The 19798-nt window shown below is 71.8% G+C and carries 18 protein-coding genes; 8 read left to right on the forward strand and 10 right to left on the reverse strand.

The genetic code is table 11. The features are described 5' to 3' along the window. The 3 genes from Aut01nite_RS22525 to Aut01nite_RS22535 all read right to left on the reverse strand — a co-directional run. Nucleotides 1-970 (reverse strand): zinc-binding dehydrogenase (locus tag Aut01nite_RS22525; protein ID WP_043529045.1); only part of this gene is annotated, 970 nt, incomplete at its 3' end. A gap of 172 nt (nucleotides 971-1142) precedes the next feature. Continuing rightward, nucleotides 1143-1382: a hypothetical protein gene (locus tag Aut01nite_RS22530; RefSeq protein ID WP_052164198.1), complete on the reverse strand. Its 240-nt coding sequence runs from the start codon at nucleotides 1380-1382 to the stop codon at nucleotides 1143-1145. Next, entirely contained in the window at nucleotides 1382-1765 is a 384-nt protein-coding gene (locus Aut01nite_RS22535; RefSeq protein ID WP_152628929.1) for a TetR/AcrR family transcriptional regulator, read from the reverse strand. Before Aut01nite_RS22535 ends, Aut01nite_RS22530 begins: the two co-directional genes overlap by 1 nt. A gap of 122 nt (nucleotides 1766-1887) precedes the next feature. Between Aut01nite_RS22535 and Aut01nite_RS22540 the strand changes: the two genes are divergently transcribed. From Aut01nite_RS22540 to Aut01nite_RS22550, 3 genes are read left to right on the forward strand one after another with little or no spacing between them, the layout of a single operon-like run. After that, on the forward strand, nucleotides 1888-2808 hold the full coding sequence (locus Aut01nite_RS22540; protein ID WP_236642945.1) for a nitrilase-related carbon-nitrogen hydrolase: 921 nt from the start codon (nucleotides 1888-1890) through the stop codon (nucleotides 2806-2808). Nucleotides 2809-2816: 8 nt separating this feature from the next. Continuing rightward, nucleotides 2817-3797, forward strand: a complete 981-nt coding sequence (locus Aut01nite_RS22545; protein WP_201775580.1) for an agmatine deiminase family protein — start codon at nucleotides 2817-2819, stop codon at nucleotides 3795-3797. Then, nucleotides 3794-5149: a flavin monoamine oxidase family protein gene (locus Aut01nite_RS22550; protein ID WP_043529042.1), complete on the forward strand. Its 1356-nt coding sequence runs from the start codon at nucleotides 3794-3796 to the stop codon at nucleotides 5147-5149. Before Aut01nite_RS22545 ends, Aut01nite_RS22550 begins: the two co-directional genes overlap by 4 nt. A gap of 43 nt (nucleotides 5150-5192) precedes the next feature. Here Aut01nite_RS22550 and Aut01nite_RS22555 read toward each other — a convergent pair whose 3' ends face one another. Together Aut01nite_RS22555 and Aut01nite_RS22560 are read right to left on the reverse strand one after the other, a co-directional pair. Then, entirely contained in the window at nucleotides 5193-7181 is a 1989-nt protein-coding gene (locus Aut01nite_RS22555; protein WP_043529041.1) for a hypothetical protein, read from the reverse strand. Beyond that, a complete protein-coding gene (locus Aut01nite_RS22560) occupies nucleotides 7178-8065 on the reverse strand; it encodes a 5'-methylthioadenosine/S-adenosylhomocysteine nucleosidase family protein (RefSeq protein ID WP_052164196.1) in 888 nt (295 codons plus the stop codon). Before Aut01nite_RS22560 ends, Aut01nite_RS22555 begins: the two co-directional genes overlap by 4 nt. Before the next feature lie 121 nt (nucleotides 8066-8186). Here Aut01nite_RS22560 and Aut01nite_RS22565 point away from each other — a divergent pair, with 121 nt between their 5' ends. Further along, complete coding sequence (locus Aut01nite_RS22565; RefSeq protein WP_043529040.1) at nucleotides 8187-8885, forward strand: NUDIX hydrolase; 699 nt, start codon at nucleotides 8187-8189, stop codon at nucleotides 8883-8885. Between the two features lie 10 nt (nucleotides 8886-8895). On the opposite strand, the gene Aut01nite_RS22570 is transcribed toward Aut01nite_RS22565, so the two are convergent. From Aut01nite_RS22570 to Aut01nite_RS22580, 3 genes are read right to left on the reverse strand one after another with little or no spacing between them, the layout of a single operon-like run. Then, the gene (locus Aut01nite_RS22570; RefSeq protein WP_043529039.1) at nucleotides 8896-10365 is read right to left on the reverse strand and encodes a multicopper oxidase family protein; all 1470 of its coding nucleotides are present in this window, start codon (nucleotides 10363-10365) and stop codon (nucleotides 8896-8898) included. 30 nt (nucleotides 10366-10395) lie between these two features. Then, complete coding sequence (locus Aut01nite_RS22575) at nucleotides 10396-11130, reverse strand: response regulator (protein WP_083999557.1); 735 nt, start codon at nucleotides 11128-11130, stop codon at nucleotides 10396-10398. Then, nucleotides 11127-12248, reverse strand: coding sequence for a sensor histidine kinase (locus Aut01nite_RS22580; protein ID WP_204037639.1), 1122 nt, complete (start codon nucleotides 12246-12248; stop codon nucleotides 11127-11129). The genes Aut01nite_RS22575 and Aut01nite_RS22580 overlap by 4 nt, the downstream gene beginning before the upstream one ends. Before the next feature lie 96 nt (nucleotides 12249-12344). Between Aut01nite_RS22580 and Aut01nite_RS22585 the strand changes: the two genes are divergently transcribed. Both Aut01nite_RS22585 and Aut01nite_RS22590 read left to right on the forward strand, forming a co-directional pair. Beyond that, complete coding sequence (locus tag Aut01nite_RS22585) at nucleotides 12345-12995, forward strand: TetR/AcrR family transcriptional regulator (protein ID WP_043529876.1); 651 nt, start codon at nucleotides 12345-12347, stop codon at nucleotides 12993-12995. A gap of 84 nt (nucleotides 12996-13079) precedes the next feature. Further along, entirely contained in the window at nucleotides 13080-13334 is a 255-nt protein-coding gene (locus Aut01nite_RS22590; RefSeq protein WP_043529878.1) for a hypothetical protein, read from the forward strand. Here Aut01nite_RS22590 and Aut01nite_RS22595 read toward each other — a convergent pair. Then, a complete protein-coding gene (locus tag Aut01nite_RS22595; RefSeq protein WP_043529880.1) occupies nucleotides 13317-14396 on the reverse strand; it encodes a hemolysin family protein in 1080 nt (359 codons plus the stop codon). The genes Aut01nite_RS22590 and Aut01nite_RS22595 overlap by 18 nt on opposite strands. Beyond that, complete coding sequence (locus Aut01nite_RS22600; RefSeq protein ID WP_043529881.1) at nucleotides 14393-15733, reverse strand: hemolysin family protein; 1341 nt, start codon at nucleotides 15731-15733, stop codon at nucleotides 14393-14395. Before Aut01nite_RS22600 ends, Aut01nite_RS22595 begins: the two co-directional genes overlap by 4 nt. 345 nt (nucleotides 15734-16078) lie before the next feature. Here Aut01nite_RS22600 and Aut01nite_RS22605 point away from each other — a divergent pair, with 345 nt between their 5' ends. Both Aut01nite_RS22605 and Aut01nite_RS22610 read left to right on the forward strand, forming a co-directional pair. Beyond that, a complete protein-coding gene (locus tag Aut01nite_RS22605) occupies nucleotides 16079-16579 on the forward strand; it encodes a hypothetical protein (protein WP_152628966.1) in 501 nt (166 codons plus the stop codon). A 34-nt stretch (nucleotides 16580-16613) separates the two neighbouring features. Continuing rightward, complete coding sequence (locus Aut01nite_RS22610; protein ID WP_043529883.1) at nucleotides 16614-19508, forward strand: AfsR/SARP family transcriptional regulator; 2895 nt, start codon at nucleotides 16614-16616, stop codon at nucleotides 19506-19508. The last annotated feature ends 290 nt before the right edge of the window (nucleotides 19509-19798 follow it).

Below are 19798 nucleotides of genomic sequence, written 5' to 3' on the forward strand. Positions count from 1 at the left end.
AGAGCAGCAGCAGGGTCTTGCCCACGGTGGTGCGGTTCTCGACGGCGGCGTGAGCGGAGGCGGCGTGTTCCAGAGGAAAGGTCTGGCCGATGAGCGGACGAATCACCCCGGCTTCGGCCAGCGACATCACGGTCGTCGCCCAGCGCCGCACGTGCGGGCCGAAACCGAAGAGCTGCTCGATGCCGAGCACCCGGACGCCACGGTCGGCGGCCTCGGCCGGGCCGATGTGGGTGACGTCGCCGCTCGAGGCGCCGTGGATCGAGAAGCGACCGTCGCGGGAGGTCACCTCGAACGCCTCCCGGCCGACGCGGCCACCGACGCCGTCGAACACGAGGTCCGGCCCGGTGCCGCCGGTGGCCTCCCGCACCTGCCCGGTCCAGCCGGGTTCGGAGTAATCCACCACCGCGGCAGCGCCGAGCCTCCGGACCGCGGCGAGCTTGTGGCTGCCACGGGCCGCCCCGATGACGTGGGCGCCGGCCGCGCTCGCGAGTTGCACGAGCATGCTGCCGACGCCACCGGCGGCGGCCTCGACGAGCACGCGGTCGCCGGGGCGGATCCCGGCGTGTTCCACCAGCCCCTGCGCCGTGCTGCCGTCGCTGTGCAGAGCGACGGCCTCCGGCAGGGGCAGGCCGTCCGGCACCGGGAACACGGCGTCGGCCGGAACCGCCGCCAGCTCGGCGAATCCGCCGGTCTCCCCGGTGGCGGCGATCACCCGCCGTCCGAGCAAGCCCTGATCGACCCCGGCGCCGGCAGCGCTCACGTGCCCCGCCACGAGACCGCCCGGGACGTACGGCAGGTGTGGCTGTTCATGCCATCTGCCGACGCCGCGCCGGATCTGGGTCTCGACGAACGTCATGCCGGCCACCGCCACCTCGATCAGGACCTGACCGGGCCCGGCCTCGGGGTCCGGCAGTTCGCAGGGGACCAGCGCCTCGGGACCGCCGAACCGAATCACCTGAATCGCTCGCATGTCACCGTTCCCTCCGATCGATACGTCGCCCGAATCCCGGGTCGATGCGTCGCCCGAATCCCGGGTCGATGCGTCGCCCGAATCCCGGGTCGATGTGTCGCCCGGGTGCGCCGGGGAGGGACGCGACCGGAGGAAGCGGCTCACCCGACGCGAGCGAGGTCAGGATGAGACGTCAACCGCGGTTGAGGTCAAGCACGGCCGACTTCGGGGAGCGGGCGGAGAGCCCGGTGAGGGAGCCGAGGACCAGGTCGAGGCCGAGTTCGAAGGCGCGGTCCACGCGGGCCCGGCCCCGACCGGCGGCGGCGATGGCCGCGACCAGGGCAGGCGTTCGCACCTGGGCCGGGTCCCAGACCTGATCGGGGGCGGCGATGTCGAGGGCGGACCCGATCACGAAGCTCTCCAGCACGGTCATCACGTCCAGCAGGTGCGAGGTCGGGATGCCGGCGGCGCGAGGACGGTGGCGATGTCGTCGTACATGTGGACGACATCCGGGGACGAGACGGTGTGGGCGGTGAGCATCGGGATCAGTCGGGGGTGGTGGCCGAAGGCGTCGCGGTAACGGCGCAGCAGAGCACGCAGTACGCCCTGCCAACCGTCCGTGATCGGTGGATCGGCGCCGGCCGGCGGGTGGGTGGTGAAGACCAGGGTGCGCATGGCCTCGACGATGTCGGCCTTGCTGCTGATGTGGTTGTAGAGCGAGGACGGGCGGACGGCGAGGGCGGCGGCCACCTCGCCGAGGGTGAACTCGCCTTTGGCGTCGACCAGGTCCAGCGCCGCCACAGCGATCTTTTCCACGGAAAGCTTAGGTTTTGATGGTCTAGGCAACGGAATCCCTTGCCCTTGGTGAGCAAGACCACCATTCTAAAACGAATGCCGTTCGTTAAGGTGCGGTGTAGGGCACGCGGTGAAGAACGAGGATGACCATGGAACTGATCCGGGGTACGGCGTACGACTCGCCGGCGCGCGTCGACGAGCCGACCCGTCCGCCCCTGCGAGTGGGCCTGGTTCAGCACCGGTGGCGTGCGGACGCGGCCGAACTTCGCGACGTCCTGTCCGCCGGGATCGCGCGGGCCGCGGAGGCGGGCGCGGAGGTCGTCTTCCTGCCGGAGCTGACCCTGTCGAAGTACCCGGCGTTCCAAGCGCCCGTGGGCAAGCCGGTGGAGGCCGCCGAGGATCTGGCGAGCGGCCCGACGGTGACCTTCGCGGCGGAGGCGGCGAAACGGCACGGCATCCTCGTGCACGCGTCGCTCTACGAGAAGACCGACCTCGGCGACGGCCTCGGCTACAACACCGCGGTACTCGTCGACAAGTCCGGCGAGGTCGTCGCCCGGACCCGCAAGACGCACATCCCGGTCACCGAGGGCTACGTCGAGGACAAGTACTTCCGGCCGGGACCGGCCGACGACGCCTACCCCGTGCACGAGGTCGAGGGACACAAGTTCGGCCTGCCGACCTGCTGGGACGAGTGGTTCCCCGAGGTGGCCCGCTCCTATGCGCTCGGCGGCGCCGACATCCTGGCCTACCCGACCGCGATCGGCTCCGAGCCCGACCACCCCGACTTCGACACCCGGCCGCTGTGGCAGCAGGTCATCGTCGGTCACGCGATCGCCAACGGGCTGTTCATCGTGGTGCCGAACCGGACCGGGAACGAAGGCCTGATCACCTTCTACGGCTCGTCGTTCATCGTCGACCCGTACGGCCGCGTCCTCGCCCAGGCGCCCCGCGACACCGAGGCCGTCCTCGTCGCCGACCTGGACCTCGACCAGCGCAGGGACTGGCTGACGCTGTTCCCGTTGCTGCGCACCCGGCGGCCCGACACGTACGGCGGGCTGGTATGACCTGGCGCATGCCGGCCGAGACCGAGCCGCACACCTGCACCTGGATGGCCTGGCCGTCGTCGGGTTACGCCGACGGCGAGGACGCCCATCAGGCGTGGGCCGCCGTCGCCCTGGCCGTCGCCGAGTTCGAGCCGGTCCGGATGGTCGTCGATCCGGCGGCGCGCAAGACCGCCCGCGACCGGCTGGGTGGCGCCGTGGAGTATTTCGAGGCGCCCCTGGACGACGCGTGGATGCGCGACATCGGCCCCACCTTCGTCGTCGGCCCGGACGGCCTGGGCGCCGTCGACTGGGTGTTCAACGGCTGGGGCGGCCAGAGCTGGGCGACGTGGGAGCACGACGCCGGGATCGCCCGGCAGGTCGCCGAGTGGGCCGGCGCCACGGTCGTCAGCTCGGCGATGGTCAACGAGGGCGGCGGCATCCACGTCGACGGGCACGGGACGGTGCTGGTCACCGAGACGGTGCAGCTCGACCCGGGTCGTAACCCAGGGTGGTCGCGGGAGCGGGTCGAGGGTGAGCTGCGCCGCACCCTCGGCGTCGACGAGGTGGTGTGGCTGCCGCGCGGGCTGACCCGGGACTACGCCGAGTTCGGCACCCGCGGCCACGTCGACATCGTGGCGACCATGACCGCCCCCGGGACGGTGTTGCTGCACGTCCAGACCGATCCGCGGCATCCGGACCACGAGCTGGCGCCGCGCTTGCGGAAGGCGCTGCCGGCCGGCTGGAAGGTCGTCGACCTGCCCGCTCCGGAAGGGCTCGAGGACGAGCACGGCCCAGTTGATCATTCTTACGTCAATCACTTAGTGTGCAACGCCGGTGTCGTCGCCTGCACCTTCGACGATCCCCGCGACGCCGCCGCGCTGGACATCCTGGCCGCCGCCTACCCCGGCCGCCGGGTCGTCGGCGTGGACGCCCGCGCGATCTTCGCGCGCGGCGGCGGCATCCACTGCATCACCCAGCAAGAGCCCGCCATACCTGGAGGAGAACCGTGACCGACTTCGACGTCGTGGTGGTCGGGGCCGGTGTCACCGGGCTGACCATCGCCAACCGCCTGCACGCCGCCGGGCGCAGCGTGCTCGTCGTGGAGGCCCGGGACCGGGTCGGCGGCCGGCTGCTGACCGAGGACGTCGAGGGCGTACGCCTCGAGGTCGGCGGCCAGTGGGTCTCCCCGGACCAGACCGCGTTGCTGGCGCTCATCGACGAGCTCGGCCTGGAGATGTACGCACGCTACCGGGCCGGCAAGTCGATCTACATCGGCGCCGACGGCGTGCGCCGCACCTTCGAGGGCGAGCAGTTCCCCGTCTCCGACACCACGGCCGCCGAGATGGAGCGCCTCACCAAGGAGCTGGACCGTCTCGCCGCCCAGATGGACCCGCTGGTGCCGTGGGAGCACCCGGACGCCGAGCAGCTCGACCGGATCTCCTTCGCCGCCTGGCTCGCCAACCAGACCGACGACGCCGAGGCCCGCGACAACATCGGCCTCTACATCGGCCCGGCCATGCTGACCAAGCCGGCGCATTCGTTCTCGGCGCTGTCCGCGGTGCTGATGGCGGCCAGCGCGGGCGGTTTCAGCCACCTGGTCGACGCCGACTTCATCCTGGACCGCCGGGTCGTCGGCGGCCTGCAGCGGGTCCCGCTCTCGCTCGCCGACCGGCTGCCCGCCGGCACCGTCCACCTGGGCGAGGCGGTCACCAAGGTGGAGTGGTCGGAGGAGGGCGCGACCGTCTTCACCGGCCGGGGCAGTTACCGCGGTCGTGACGTGGTGATGGCCGTCCCGCCGACCCTGGTCAACCGGGTGCAGTACATTCCGGCGCTCCCGCCGGTGCAGGCCCAGATGCGCCAGCACATCTCGTTCGGCCTGGTGGTGAAGCTGCACATCACCTACGCGACACCGTTCTGGCGGGACCTGGGCCTGTCCGGCACCGCGTTCAGTCCGTACGCGCTGGTCCACGAGGCCTACGACAACACCAACGAGGACATCGACGGCGAGACCCGCGGCACGCTCGTCGGTTTCTGCTCCGACGTGAAAGCCGACGGCATCCTGGGCCTGGACGCGGAGACCCGCAAGCAGAAGGTGCTGGAGTGCCTCGCCGGCTACTACGGCGAGCAGGCGCTGCACCCGGTCCACTACTACGAGAGCCCGTGGATGGCCGACGAGTGGACCGTCGGCGCCTTCGGCACCAGCTTCGACATCGGCTCGCTCACCCGTTACGGCCGCCACCTGCGCGCCGCGGTCGGCCCGCTGCAGTTCGCCAGCAGCGACATCGCCGGCCTCGGTTTCCAGCATGTCGACGGCGCCATCCGGATGGGCGAGGCGGTCGCCGCCCGCCTCCTGGAGGCCTGACACGGTCTCCGCCGGGCCTTCCCCGGGAGGCCCGGCGGGTACGTCACTCCTCCGGCGCGGGGGGTTTCATCCGCCGGTAGGCGCCACCGTCCCACCAGCGGCGGCCTTCGGCGGCGACGCCCTCGAGGACGAACATCGTGTGCCGCAGGCCGGTGGCGTCCTGGGCCGCGTCCTCCAGGATCTTGGGGTCCTCACCCTGCCGCGGCTTGCCGCTCGTGGTCACGGCGACGGTGATGTCGGTGCCGTTCACCAGGGACAACTCGAACGTCCGGGCCTTGTCGTCGTGCAGGACCACCCGCATGGCGGCCACCGCGTCGTAGCAGTAGTTGATGCGCTCCCACCGATAGAACCGAGCTTTGCCGAAGTCCAGCCCGACGCTGAGCTGCCGGACCCCGTCCGAGGTGAGCAGGAAGACCAGCACTTGGTAGTGGGTGTAACGCCACGGGCCGTTCAGGACGCGCGCTTGGCGGCCTCGATCGTCGCTGGCTTCCAGCGAGGCGTAGGCCTCGATGTCGCTCCACTTCAGCTGGTACTCCTGAAGGGCCTCGTCGAGGGCGATACGCCGGTCGCAGTCGAGCCACCTGGCCATCTCCATGTCGGTGGGCCGGTCCTTCAGCCGTCTGCGCCAGCGTTCGTGTTCGGCCTGGTAGACCTGCAACCGCCGCTGCCGGTCGGCGGTGTCCGTGGCGACACGTTTGTGTTCGGCGAGGAGGTGCGTGCCGATTTTGCCCGCTGCCGCTCCGGCGGCCAGCGCCACCAGCAGCGCGCCTGCGGCCGGCGCAGGGTCCTGCCGTAGGGCGGACTGGGCGGCCCAGGCCAGGCCGATCACGCAGGTCGACGCGGCGGCCAGGGTGAGCAGCCTCGTCGAGGTCAGGATCTCCGGCCGGAGCCGCAGGGATTCGCCGTTCATCCACCGGCGGTTCAGGTCGCGTACCTGGAACCGGATGAGCCACCGGACCTCCTCGGCTTTGACCTCCGGTTCCCGGTAGGCCTCGGCCAGGTCGTTGCGCAGCCGGCGCATCGGAACGAAGCAGTCGGCGTACCACTCGTCGCGGTCCTTGGTGCCCTTCGGCGCGACCCGCCGGGCGTATTCCAGGTACATTCGGTTCACCTCCGCGGCGAACCCGTCGGACCGTGTGCCCAGCGGGTTGGCGCGGATGGTCAGGTTCTCCCGGGTGGTCGAATACTGCCGCCCGGCGCGGAACAGCCACTCCGCGCCCAGATACAGCGCGGCGCCGCCGGCGACCAGCGCGAACACCAGCACGGCCACCGCGACGGTGTCGTGGCGTTGCGCGCCCAACCGGCCGAGGAGGGCGGATGAGCCGGTCAGGGCCAGGACGCTCACTGCGGCCACGGTGTGATGCACGGGACCGGCGTCGGCTTCCGGAACCGGGGAGATCCGCGGCGCCCTGGGCTCGGCCTGGAAGAACTTCCAGGCCCGCTGCCGTCGGCCGTCGACCTCCCGCAGATCCTGCGCCCGGTCGACGTCGCGTTGCCACAGCCCGTCCTTGAGGTTGCCCTCCAGCATGCGCTCCAGATGGTGCGAGATGGCGTTGCGTACGCTCGGCCGCAGCCGGTCGAGGTCGGCCCGGATGCTGGTGGTCGCGGACTGCTCCTCGGTGGCGGAGTGATGGGAGGCGAAGAGGCGCCGGATGACGTCGACGCCGCCGGAGAACTGGCGCAGCGGCAGGTCGCTGATGCGTTTGAGTTCGGCCGCCGCTCGATCCCGTTCCTCGTGCGTCAGCTCCGCGTAGGTGCGCCGGCTGAAGAACGCGAGCAACCAGTAGAAGCAGACGGTCGCGTTCTCGGGATCGTCGGCGACGACGTCGTCCAGCAGGCGGCGGGCGGTGGTGGCGTTGTTGGAGCGGAGGAACCGGCGGGCCGCCTCGAACTTCTCCTCGGGTGTGGCGTTCGGCGGGAGTTGGTAGTAGTTGTTGCGGACGCCGCCGTGGATGGTCTGGGCGACCGCGCCGTGGCTGCCGCCCTCGGTGCTTACCGCCGGCTTCTCGGATTTCTCGGGCTTCTCGCTCATGACGGTCGCCAGGTGTTGTGCACGCCGCCGTGGATCGTCTCGGCGACGGCGCCGTGGCTGCCTCCGTGGGTGGTGACGGTGCCCGACGCCCCGGCCGCTCTGCCGGCGTTCGCGGGTGACTGCTGGTCGAGGGCGATCTCGGTGGCGAGCTCGGTCGCGAAGACGGCGGCGTTCCGGATGGCCCGATCCTGCCAGGCGTCCCGGTCGGTCACGGTCTTGGTGCCGTCGGCGCGATCGCTGATGGCGCGGACGACGGCGACGGGAGCCTTGTTGAGCTGCCCGGCCTTGGCGAGCCCGGCGGCTTCCATCTCGATGGCGAGCGCGTCCTCGTAGTGCTGCCGGATCCAGGTGAGTGTCGCGGACTCCTGCGCGTCGTGCAGCACCTCGCCGGAGGCGATCGGCCCGAAGCGGATCTTCGGAATCTGCCCGGACGGGTGGGCGCGGCGTTCCCGCTCGTATCGCCGGCCGAGCTCGTGCGCGGCCTGCTCGATGCCGTGGTCGATGTCCCAGACCCGGGGCCGGGACCGGGCGCCGCCGGGGCGTTCCGCGGCGCCGTGGTAGGCGTACACATGCGAGGCGACGACGACGTCTCCCAGCGCCACCTCGGGCCGGAGGGCTCCGGCGACGCCGACGAACAGGACCGCGGCGGGCTCGAACTCGCGAATGGCACGTTCCGCGATGACTGCCGAGGCGGCGTTCCCCTTGCCGGTGACGACGATGACGGCGTCGCCGGAACCGCCGGGCAGAGAGCCGATCTTGAACCGGGTGCCGGCGATCGAGGGGGACCGGCGTAGGTCGGTGAGGGTGTCGATGACGGCTTCGTACTCGAGGTCGAGCGCGGTGAGGAAGAGGACGGGCGACGGCTTGCTGAGGTGTGGGGTCATGCGGGCAAGCTAACTTAACGTCAGATGCACATGAAGTACGTGGACGAGGCTTCCTGCCCCTCGGGGATTCCGACAGTTGGCAGAGTTTGTGTCAATCAGACGCTAAAACTAGGCTGGTGAGATGACCTCGCGGGAGCATGCCGTGCTGAGACTCGCCTTGGACCTGGCCATTCTGACCGTGCGGGACAACGCCCTGCAGGTCTTGACCATCACGAGAGGGAACGCACCGTTCCGAAGCCGGCCGGCGCTGCCGGGTGGATTCCTGCGCGATGGGGAGGACCTGCTCGCCGCCGCCGTGCGGGAGCTACGGGAGGAGACGGCCCTCGACGGTGAGCCGATGCACCTCGAGCAGTTGTCGGCGTACGGAGCCCCGGAGCGCGACCCCCGCGGCAGGGTCGTCAGTGTCGCCTATCTCGCGATCGTCCCGGACCCGCCCGACCCGGAGCCGGGCTCGGATGCCGCGTCGGCCGCATGGATGCCGGTCGCGAGGGTGCGTGGCCGGCTGGCCTTCGACCACGACCAGATCCTCGACGACGCGGTGGAGCGGGTGCGCAGCCGACTCGAGTTCACCACTCTCGCCACGGCCTTCTGCGGCTCCACGTTCACGATCGGCGACATCCGCAACGTCTACGAGGTGGTCTGGGGCCGGGCGCTGGATCCCCGCAACTTCAACCGTAAGGTGATCAACACCGTCGGCTTCGTGGAACCCACCGGGCAGAAGCGGATCCCGCATCTGGGCAGGCCCGCCGTGCTCTATCGGCACGGTGGTCAGAAAGCCCTGAACCCGCCCATCCTCCGTAGCCACGCGGCAGCCGCCTGAGCCCGCGGGGTCAGCCGTGGTGGTGGCCGGTGGGGAGGTTTCGGGGGACCAGGTGTTCGGTGCCGGGCCCGACGACGACGAACTGGCCCATCATGCCCTTGTCCTCGTGGCGGAGCAGGTGGCAGTGGTACATGTACGGCGTCAGCGGGTCGGTGTGCGGGCCGAAGTGGACCAGGAGGCGGGCGTTGGCGTTCTTGGGCAGGAAGACGGTGTCCTTCGGGCCGGCCTGGTAGGGCGGGGGCGGGCTGCCGTCGATGTCGAGGATCCGGAAGGAGACCTCGTGGATGTGGAAGTTGTGGGCGTACGTCGTGTTGTCGATCTCCCAGATCTCCACCGCGCCGGCCGGGACCACCTCGTCGATCCGGGACATGTCCATGTCCCTGCCGTTGATCTCGGAACCGGACAGGGAGAAGCGGCGGACCCGGGCTCCGGGCGGCGTCGTCGCGCGTCCCGGGCCGCCGAGCGTGGCGGGCGGCGCGGGGGAGGGGGTGAGCTGCGCGGCAGCGACGATCTCGAGGAGGTGGAAGTCGTCCTCCTCGATGTCGTTGGCGGTTCGGCGGGGCTCGCCCCGGCTGTCCAGGACGACGGTTTCGCCGGGGAAGAAGCGGGCGACGATCTCCACCCGCTCGCCGGGGCTGATCTTGACGCGGTCCACGGTGGCGGGGCGGTCCAGCAGGCCCGCGTCGCCGGCGATGACGTCGAAGCGGCGGCCGTCGGCGAACCCGATCCGGTAGACCCGGGTGTTGGAGGCGTTGAGCAGGCGGAACCGGACCAGGCTCGTGCTCACCGGGAGGACCGGATCGTACGTGCCGTTGATCAGGATCGTGGAGCCGAGCAGCCCGAACGTGCCCCGGTCCACCCCGCCGGTCTCCAGTTCGCCGTCGCTGTCGATCTCCTTGTCCTGCACGATCAGCGGGATGTCGTCGACGCCGTACGCCGATGGCAGTCGCGGTCCGTCCGGGTCGTCGATCAGGAAGAGGCCGGCCAGACCCCGGTAGACGTGCATCGCCGTCTTCCCGTGCGGGTGCGGATGGAACCAGGACGTCGCGGCCGGCTGGTCGACGGTCCACTCCGGGGTCCAGGTGGTGCCCGGTTCGATCATCTGGTGCGGGCCGCCGTCCATCTTCGCGGGCAGCCGCATCCCGTGCCAGTGCAGCGTCGTCGCCTCGGGCAGCCGGTTCACGACGCTCATCCGGACCCGGTCGCCCCGGTTCGCGCGCACCGCCGGGCCGAGGTAGGAGCCGTTGACGCCCCACGTACCGGCGGTGACCGTGCCGGGCCGGAACTCGGTGCTGCCGGTCTGCAGGGTGAGGGTGAACCGTTTCGCCCCGTCGGGGTCGGTCACCGGTGCGGCCGGCGGCGGGATCCGCAGCCGGTTGGTGAAGGTGAGCGCCGACTGCCGCTCGTCGGCCGAACATCCGCCGAGAATGGCGCCGGCGCCGGTGAGAACTGCGAGGGAGAGTAGCGATCTGCGTTTCACGAATAGAATCGTGGCATTCGCCGAGGTGGTTCAGGAATCGGTTGTGTCCCGGACCGGGAAATGATTCCCGGGATGTATTCGCGGAATGGCGGGTACATCCCGGGAGGTATGCCAGCCGGGCCGGGCACGGCCGGTCTCGTACGCCCAGACGACCAGTTGCGCGCGGTCCCGCAGCGCCAGTTTGGTGAGGATCCGGCTCACGTGGGTCTTCGTCGTGGCGTAACTGATCACCAGCCGGGCGGCGATCTCCTCGTTGGACAACCCGGCCGCGATCAGGTCGAGGATCTCCAGCTCCCGGGCGGTGAGGGTGCCGGGTTCCGGGGCGGGCGGCGGTTTCAGCCGGCCGGCCATCTCGCCGATCAGCCGGCGGGTCACCGACGGGGCGAGCAGCGCGTCCCCGCGGGCCACCACCCGCACGGCGTGGATCAGTTCCGCCGGTTCGATGTCCTTGAGCAGGAATCCGCTGGCCCCGGCGCGGATGGCGCCGTACACGTACTCGTCGGATTCGAAGGTGGTCAGAATGACCACCCGCACGCCGCGCAGCTCCTCGTCGGCGCAGATCTCCCGGGTCGCGGCGAGCCCGTCGATCCCCGGCATCCGGATGTCCATCAGCATCACGTCCGGGCGCAGCCGCCGGGCCAGTTCGATCGCCTGCGCCCCGTCGGACGCCTCCCCGGCGACGGTCATGTCCGGTTCGCCGGAGAGGATCGAGCGGAAGCCCGCTCGTACCAGCGTCTGATCGTCGGCGAGTGCCAGCGAGATCATCGGGATCCTTTCCGGTCGAGTGGCAGCCGCGCGGAGACCTGGAAACCGCTGCCGGGAATCGGCCCGGCCTCGAGGGCGCCGCCGAGTGACGCGGCCCGTTCCGCCATTCCGCGCAGCCCGTTTCCCGCCGTTTCGCGCCCGGACCCCGCACGCGGTTCGCCGGGGTCGGCGACGGTTACCGACAATGCGCCGCCGGAGCGGCGGATCACCACGTCGGCGCGGGAGGCGGTCGAGTGGCGGACCGCGTTGGTGAGGGCTTCCTGCACGATGCGGTACGCGGCGAGCTGCACGTCCGGCGGCGGCGACAGATCCGGCTCGATGGTGGCGTGCACGGTCAGCCCGGCGGTTCCGGTGCGCTCGAACAGCTCCGGCAGGGCGCCGAGTCCCGGCTGCTCCGGTTCCCGCAGGACGCCGAGCACCGAGCGCATCTCCCGCAGCGCGTCCCTGCTCGCCTCCCGGACCGCCCGCAACGCCGCGAACGCCGCGTCCGGCTCGCGGGTGTGCAGTGCGGCTCCGGACTGCACGCTGATCAGCGACAACTGGTGACCGAGGACATCGTGCAGTTCGCGGGCGATCCGCAGCCGTTCCTCGGTGGCGCGGCGCAGCGCTTCGGCCTCCTGCACAGCTTCCGCCAGCGCCGCTCGTTCCTCGGCCAGCGCCGCCCGTTCCTCGGCCTGCTCGGTCTGCCGGGCCCGGCCGCGCGCCACCTCGCCGAGCACCACCGGCAGCAGCAGCAACGGCGCGATCCCGATCACCGCGGCCAGCTCGCCCGGCCCGTTGAGCAGCGCGAACGCCAGCACGAGCGCCACCGCCGCGCCGATCGCCGGACGCGGCCCACGATCGCGCGCCACCGTGTAGAGCGCGATCACCAGGGTCAGCGCGACAGGCGTGTCCGGGAAACCCAGCGGGTAGTAGACGAGGGCGGTGCTCGCGGTCACCACCAGGACGGGGTACGGGTACGCGTACCGGAACCACAGCGCCACGGCCGATGTCACGATCAGCGCCAGGCCGGCCGGCAGCAGCGGCCGCTCGGCGTCGCCCCCGGTGGTCAGCGCGGTGCCGACGTCGAGTGCGATCACCCCGGCGATCAGGGCCGCGTCCCCCCGCAAGCGCCACATGCCCCCCACTGTAGGGGCGCGACGGCCGGCCCTTCGCGGGCCCGGGCGCGGAAGCGGGGGAAGGGCCTCGTACCCGGTGGGGCAGAATGGGCCGCCATGAGCGACACCAAGCAGCGACTGCTGGACGGCGCCCTCCTCGCGTTGCGGGAACACGGTGTCACCGGGGTGTCGGCGCGGACCATCGCGGCCGCGGCCGGGGTGAACCAGGCGCTCGTCTTCTACCACTACGGGTCGGTCGACGAGCTGCTCGGCGCGGCCTGTGTGGCGACGACGAAGGCGCGGGTGGCGGCGTACGCGGACCGGTTCGCGGCCGTCGGCTCGCTGCGGGAGCTGCTGCGGGTGGGCCGGGATCTGCACACCGAGGAGCTGGCCGCGGGGAACGTGTCGGTGCTGGCGCAGCTGCTCGCGGCGGCGCAGACCGGGGAACGGCTGGCCGGGCCGACCGGGGAGGCTCTGCGGCTGTGGGCCGGCGAGATCGAGGCGGTGCTGACCCGGCTGCTGCGGGGTTCCCCGGTGGCCGAGGTGGCGGACATCCCGGGGCTGGCGCAGGCGGTGTCGGCGGCGTTCGTCGGGATCGAGTTGTACGAGGGTGTGGACCGGGACGCCGCGCAGCGGGCGCTCGGGGCCCTGGACCAGCTCGCGGTGCTGATCGAGGTGGTCGACGATCTCGGGCCGCTGGCTCGGCGGGCACTGCGGGCCCGGGTCCGAACTCACCTGAAAGAACGGGAACCGATCCCCGGCGCGTGACGACTAACTGCTGTGACAATTCCCGACTTAACGACATATGTTCCGCACCGGTCGGTCCCGGACGCCGATTTCGAGGGGACCGTCGTGCCCGGGCTGCGGGCCGACTTCTACCGCCGGGCCGACGGGGAGCGGATCGCCTCCGTCGGCCGCTACTCCTACCGCGGCCGGCCGGTGCTGATGGCCTGGGGCTACGTCGACGAGACGCACTGCAGCCGGCACGCGGTGAACGATCCGGTGCGCGGCTGGCAGGCGCCCGTCGACGGCTGTCCCGGCGTCCGCTTCGACGACGGGTTCGCGGTGCGGCTGCCGGAGGGCGACTGGTTACGCGTGGGAGCGTGACCTGCGGCCGGCCCGCCGCGCCGCGTCGATGACCGGGTCGGTCTCGTCGTCGAACTGGCCGATCACCTGCTCCAGCAGGTCCTCCAGGGCGACCAGGCCGACCACCCGCCCGTCCTCGGTGACCAGGGCGACCTGATTGCGGCCGTGGCGCATCGAGGCGACCGCGTCCAGGACGGTGGTGCCGGCGGGCAGCCGCAGCGCGTCCGCCATCAGCGTCCCGGCGGTGGCGCCGCTCCCGCTGCCCACCGCCTTGGCGGCCTCCCGCACGTGCACGATCCCGGCGATGCCGCCGCCGGCGTCGGTCACGGCCATCCGGGAGCGGCCGGCCTCGGTGCTGCGCAGCTCCACGGTACGGGCGTCGTCGCTCGCGGCGACCGTGACGATCGACCCGGTCGGGACCATCACCTCGCGTACCGTCCGGGACTCCACCCCGAGCATCGCCGTCAGCAGCTGGTGCTCGGCCTCCGGGATGGTGCCGTGCTCCTTCGAGGTCTCCAGCAGCATCCGCAGCTGCTCGGCGCTGTGCATCTGGGCCAGCTCGTCCTGCGGTTCCACCCTCGCCAGCCGCAGCACCCCGTTGGCCAGCCCGTTGAGCGCGGTCAGCACCGGCTTCAGCACGGTGGTGAACCCGACGAACGGGATGGCGAGCAGTGTCGCCGACGTCTCCGGGTGGCTGATCGCCCACGACTTCGGGGCCATCTCGCCGACCACCACGTGCAGGAAGCTCACCAGGATCACCGACAGCAGGAAGGCCACCACGTACGCGGCGTTCTCCGGCAGGCCGGTGGCGGTGAACACCGGCTCGAGCAGGTGCGCGATCGCCGGTTTGGCGAGCGCGCCCAGCCCGAGCGTGCACAGGGTGATGCCCAGCTGCGCGCCGGCCAGCATCAGCGACAGCCGCCGGGTGCCGGCCATCGCGGCGCGGGCACCCCGGGAGCCCTCGGCGGCCGCCGTCTCCAGCCGGTGCCGTTTCGCCGCGACCAGCGCGAACTCGGCGGCCACGAAGAACCCGTTGGACACCAGCAGGAACAGTGAGATCACCAGGGACCAGACCGTGTTCACTCGTTCACCTCACTGATCGCCACGCGCGCGGGCACGTGCCGGTGGACCTCCAGGATGGTCAGCCGGACGGTGCCCTGCGGCACCGGTTCGCCGTCCTCGTCGATCAGCGGCGGCAGCTCCACGTCGACGCTCTCCTTCACGCCGGGCAGCCGGCCGAGCCGCGCCGAGATCAGCCCGGAGACGGTGTCGTACAGCTCGTCCACGGGCAGCCGGATGCCGGTGCCCTCGGCGACCTCGTCGATCCGGGCCTGGCCGGGCACCGTCCAGGCGCCGTCGTGCCGCTGCTCGATCACCGGCTCCGGCAGGTCGTCCTCGTCGCGGATCTCGCCGACCAGCTCCTCGGCGACGTCCTCCAGGGTGACGATGCCGGCGAAGCCGCCGAACTCGTCGACCACCACGGCCATCTGCCGGTGGGTGGCCTTCAGCCGGTCCAGCACCTGCGGCAGCGTGCACGACTCGGGCAGCACCACCGGAGCAGTGGTGAGCGTGCTGACCGGGGTGGTGGACCGCACCGACGGCTCCAAAGTGACCACGTCGGCGATCGAGACGATGCCGACCACGTCGTCCAGGCCGTCGCCGATCACCGGGAACCGGGAGTGGCCGGTGTCCAGCAGCTCCACCACGCGGGACGCCGGTTCGGCCGCGTTGACCGCGGTCACGTCCACCCGGGGCCGCATCACCTGGGCGGCGGTACGGGTCCGGAAGTCCAGCCCGTGATCCAGCAGCCGCGCCGCTCGGGCGTCCAGAACCCCGTGCGCGCTCGACGCCTCGATGATCCGGTCCAGGTCCTCGGAGGTGGCGCCCTGCGGCAGCTCCTCGATCGGCTCGATGCCGACCGCCCGCAGCAGCCGGTTCGCGGTGGCGTCGAACATCCGGATCAGCGGGCCGGCCACGGTCAGGTAGATCATCGTGGAGCGGGACAGCGCCCGGGCCACGGCCTCCGGTCTCGCGATCGCCAGGTTCTTCGGCGCCAGCTCGCCCAGCACCATCTGCACGACGGTCGCGAACAGCAGCGCGACCACCATCGACAGGGTGGTGCTGACCGCCTCCGGCACGCCGGCCAGGCCGAGCAGCTCGGCGGTGCCCTTGCCGAGGAACGGCTCGGCGACGTAACCGGCGAGCAGCGCGGTCACGGTGATGCCGACCTGCGAGCCGGAGAGCACGAACGAGAGCTTCTGGGTGACCCGCAGAGCGCGCTCGGCGGCGGCGTCACCGGAGTCGGCGAGCACCCGGAGCCGCTCCCGATCCACCGCCACGTAGGCGAACTCCTGCGCCACGAAATAGCCGGTAGCGGCCGTGAGCAGCACAATCGCCAGGATGCCGATGGTGATCAGCAAGTGACGTCCCCCCGAAGAAGCGCGATTCCCTGGCTCTTACCCGGGCCGTTCGGCCACTACACCATCCCTCGTTCGTCACCCAGTCGATCAACTCGACCCGCGTCCCGTTTCGCTGCTCACCGGGCGATTTCCGGAGCACGCGAGCCCTCGTTCCACCAGGAGATCGAGAACCATACCGCCGCCCGGTACGCGCACGCCCGTACCCCCGCCGAAAAGGATCTTCGGGGACGAGGCTGAGTCACGATCACATATCACCCTGCGCGGTCGTGGAAACTCGGCGACCCCGCAGATCGACACTCTGCTAGCTTTCGATCTCCAACGGGGACGAATACGTAAGGATCGACAGTGCGCAGTAAGAGTCTCGGACTTGTTCTCTCCTCTCTCGCCGTGGTCGCGGTGCTGACCGGCTGCGACCCGGCCAAGGAGGAACCCGCTCCGACCACGGGTGCCAGCGCCCCGGCCGGCAACGCCGACGCCGGCACCGAGGCGCCCGCGCCGCCCTCGGCCGCCGCCGGGATCCCGGGCGCCGACAACCTGGCCGACGTCAAGGCCTGCGGCGAACTGGCGGCCTCCCTCCGGGCGAACCAGAAGCTGATCGACGAGGCCGAGAAGATCGGCCCGCCGGCCGGGCACTTCGCCGCCGGCGCCGCGTACATCGCCGCCGCCGCCGAGCTGAACACGAAGGCCGCCGACGCCGGCGCCGAGGTGCAGGCCGCGGCGGACAAGGTGCACGACGAGATGCTGGCCGTCGACGAGGCGTGGCAGAAGACGCCGGACAAGAAGCCCAGCAAGACCGCCCTCGACGCGGCGATCGCCGACCTGAAGAAGGTCTGCTCGGCGAAGTAACCGGGAGTCGCGGCCCGGCGAAAGGACGAGCACTGTGCGTTACCGGATCCTCGGGCCGCTGACGGTCGTCGGCGACGGGCGGCAGGTGGCGGTGACGGCCGGGCGCGACCGCATCGTCCTGGCGATGATGCTGCTCCACCCGAACCGAATCGTCGGCTTCAGCGAACTGGTCGAGGCGGTGTGGGGCGAGACACCGCCGGCGACCGCCCGGGGGCAGCTGCACACGTGCGTCTCCCGCCTGCGGCGGCTGCTCCCCGCCGACGTCATCCTGACCGATCGGGCGGGGTACGGGATCCGCGTCGGCCCCGAAGACCTGGACACCCTGGTCTTCGCGCGGCTCGTCGAGACGGCCCGCACCACCCAGGACGCGGAGACGTACCGCCGGGCCCTGGACCTGTGGCGCGGCGCCGCCTGTGCCGAGATCGACGCGCCCGGGGTCCGGCAGGCCGCGGCCGCCCTCGAGGAGCAGTACCTGCTGGCCGTCGAGGACTGGGCCGACCTGGAACTCGCCGCCGGCCGGGCCCGGCAGCTGTTCGCCGAGCTGACACCGCTGGTCGAGCGGTTCCCGCTCCGCGAGCGGCTGCGCGGGCAGCTGATGCTGGCGCTGCACCGGGCCGGCCGGCAGGCCGACGCGCTCGCCGAATACCGTCGTGCCCGCGACACCCTGCGCGACGAACTCGGCATCGACCCGGGCGCGGAGTTGCAGGCGGTGCACCGGGAGATCCTCAGTGGAGTGCCGGCCGGCGATCCGGGCCTGGTGCGCTGCCTGCCGCGGACGGTCCGCGACTTCACCGGCCGCGACGGGCTGGTCCGCCGGCTGCTCGGCCGGATCGCCGAGGCCGACCCGGCCGAACCGGCCGTCCTCGTCGTCGACGGCATGGCCGGTTCCGGCAAGACCACCCTGGCCCTGCACGTCGCCGCGCTGGCCGGCGACCGCTACCCCGACGCGCACCTCTTCGTCGACCTGCACGGCCACAGCGAGCAGGACCCGGTCGACCCGGCGGCGGCCCTGTTCGTGCTGCTGCGCCAGCTCGGCCTGTCCGCCGAGGCGATCCCCGCCGACCTGGTCGGCCGGGTCGGCCTGTGGCGCACCGAAGTGGCCCGCCGCCGTCTGCTGGTCGTCCTCGACAACGCCGCGTCCAGCGCCCAGGTCGCCGACCTGCTGCCCGCCTCCGGCAACAGCCTCGCCCTGGTCACCGCCCGCCGCCGGCTGTCCGGACTGGACGGGGTACGCCCCGAGCCGGTGCCGCTGCTCGACGCGGAGGAGGCGGTCGCCCTGCTGGAACGCATCGCCGGCGACCGGGTGCGAGCCGAACCGCAGGCCGCCGCCGAGGTCGTCCGGCGCTGCGGCGGCCTGCCGCTGGCGGTGCGGCTGGCCGGTGCCCGGCTCGCCCAGCGCCCGCACTGGCGGGTCGCCGACCTGGTCCGCCGGCTCGGCACCGACGCCCTGCCCGAACTGGCCGTGGAGAACCGGACCGTGGTCAGCGCGTTCGCCCTCTCCTACAGCCACCTCAGCGTCCCGGCGCAGCGGCTGTTCCGGCTCCTCGGCGTCTACCCCGGCACGTCCCCGGACGCCCCGGCGGCGGCCGCGCTCACCGGGCTGCCCCTCGACGACGTCGTCGGCCTCCTCGACGAACTCGTCGACGCGCGCCTCATCGAGGAGCCGGAGTTCGGCGTCTACCGGCTGCACGACCTGCTGCGTGAGTACGCGGCGGCGCTGCCGACACCCGCGGTCGACCGGTCCACCGCCGTGCTCGGCGTGCTCAACCTGGAGACCCACGCGCTGGTGGCCACGGTCTCCACCGCGCTGCGGTCCATGGTGGAACGCGACCTGAAAGGACTGCCGCTGCTACGGCCCGACCTGCTCGCCGCGATCACCGAACCGAGCGCCCGCCTCGAACGGCACCGCCGCGACCTGCTCGCCTTCCTCGACGCGGCAGTCCGGGCCGGCTATCCGCAGTACGCCTGGTGGATCCCGCGAGCAGCCTGGTACCAGCTGTACTACCGCGGCTACAACGACGACGTCGCCGCCCTCAACGAGCGGGGCCTCGCCGTCGCCGGGGAACACGGTGACGACGAAGGCATGGCACAGATGGCCAACTATGTGGCCTCGGCGCACTACCGCACCGGCGCCTACGAGAAGGCGTCCCACTATCTGCAGGTCAGTCTGCGGATCCGGGAACGGCAGAAGGACCTCGAGTCGATCGCCCGGACCAAGGGCAACCTCGCCAGCATCCACATCTCGATGGGCCGGTTCGCCGACGCCGTCGAGGTGGCCCGGGACAGCATCGCCCTCGGCAACCTGACCGGGCTGCAGGCCGTGCAGCCGGTGACGATGCAGATGTCGCTGGCCTACCAGCGGCTCGGCCGGTGGCGGGAGGCGCTGCGGGCCGACCGGCTGGCGCTGCTCGGCACGCTCGGGCAGGGCGACGAGCACTTCGAGGCCGGGACCCTGCTCTACATCCAGCGCAGCAGACGGCGGCTCGGGCTGCTGACCGCCACGGCCGCCCAGCGGTACGTGGAGATCGCCCTGCGGATCGCGGTGCGGCTCGGACTCACCCCGTTCGAGCAGGAGGTTCGCACCGAACTCGGGGTGGTGCTGGCCGAACAGGGCCGGTTCGAGGAGGCGCTGGCCCAGCACCGGATCGCCGTCGAGGTCGCCGCACAGACCCGAGGCATCCGGTTCGAGGCCGACTTCCTCAACGACTACGCGGCCACGCTGCGGCTCTCCGGCGACGTGCCGGGCGCGCGGGCGGCGTACGAGCGGGCGCTCGCGGTCGGGCGCCACTGGCGCAACCCCTACGCCATCGCGTGCGCCACCGCCGGCCTGGCCGCCTGCGCCGACGACCCGGAACAGGCCGTCCGGCTGCGCCACGCCGCCGACGCGATGTTCACCGAGATGGGCGTGGCCGGCCATCCCGGCCCCTGAACGGCAACCACCACCCGGCAGACCCGCGGCGGTGCAGGCCGCCGGGACCGATCCCGGCACGGCCGCACCCGGTCGGGCTGGACCTGCTGGCCAGCGCTGGACCTGCTGACCAGCCGGGAGAAGAAGATTCTGCTGCTGGTCGCGGAGGGACTCGCCTACGAGTCCGGCCTGGTGACCCGCCGGTGAGCTTGTCGTCCCACCGGGGATCAGCCCGAACGGCGGTGCCGGATCACCCGGGCCGCCAGCATCATGATCGTTTCACCGATGACTCGAATGAATCGGCCGGTCGG

It is taken from the genome of Actinoplanes utahensis, from assembly GCF_016862455.1.
GTDB lineage: Bacteria > Actinomycetota > Actinomycetes > Mycobacteriales > Micromonosporaceae > Actinoplanes > Actinoplanes utahensis.

Coding starts and splice junctions, on each gene's coding strand:
- Aut01nite_RS22585 (WP_043529876.1), top strand. CDS start 12,345: ATGAGCGACACCAAGCAGCGACTGCTGGACGGCGCCCTCCTCGCGTTG.
- Aut01nite_RS22540 (WP_236642945.1), top strand. CDS start 1,888: ATGACCATGGAACTGATCCGGGGTACGGCGTACGACTCGCCGGCGCGC.
- Aut01nite_RS22565 (WP_043529040.1), top strand. CDS start 8,187: ATGACCTCGCGGGAGCATGCCGTGCTGAGACTCGCCTTGGACCTGGCC.
- Aut01nite_RS22545 (WP_201775580.1), top strand. CDS start 2,817: ATGCCGGCCGAGACCGAGCCGCACACCTGCACCTGGATGGCCTGGCCG.
- Aut01nite_RS22580 (WP_204037639.1), bottom strand. CDS start 12,248: ATGTGGCGCTTGCGGGGGGACGCGGCCCTGATCGCCGGGGTGATCGCA.
- Aut01nite_RS22560 (WP_052164196.1), bottom strand. CDS start 8,065: ATGACCCCACACCTCAGCAAGCCGTCGCCCGTCCTCTTCCTCACCGCG.
- Aut01nite_RS22530 (WP_052164198.1), bottom strand. CDS start 1,382: ATGACCGTGCTGGAGAGCTTCGTGATCGGGTCCGCCCTCGACATCGCC.
- Aut01nite_RS22575 (WP_083999557.1), bottom strand. CDS start 11,130: ATGATCTCGCTGGCACTCGCCGACGATCAGACGCTGGTACGAGCGGGC.
- Aut01nite_RS22555 (WP_043529041.1), bottom strand. CDS start 7,181: ATGAGCGAGAAGCCCGAGAAATCCGAGAAGCCGGCGGTAAGCACCGAG.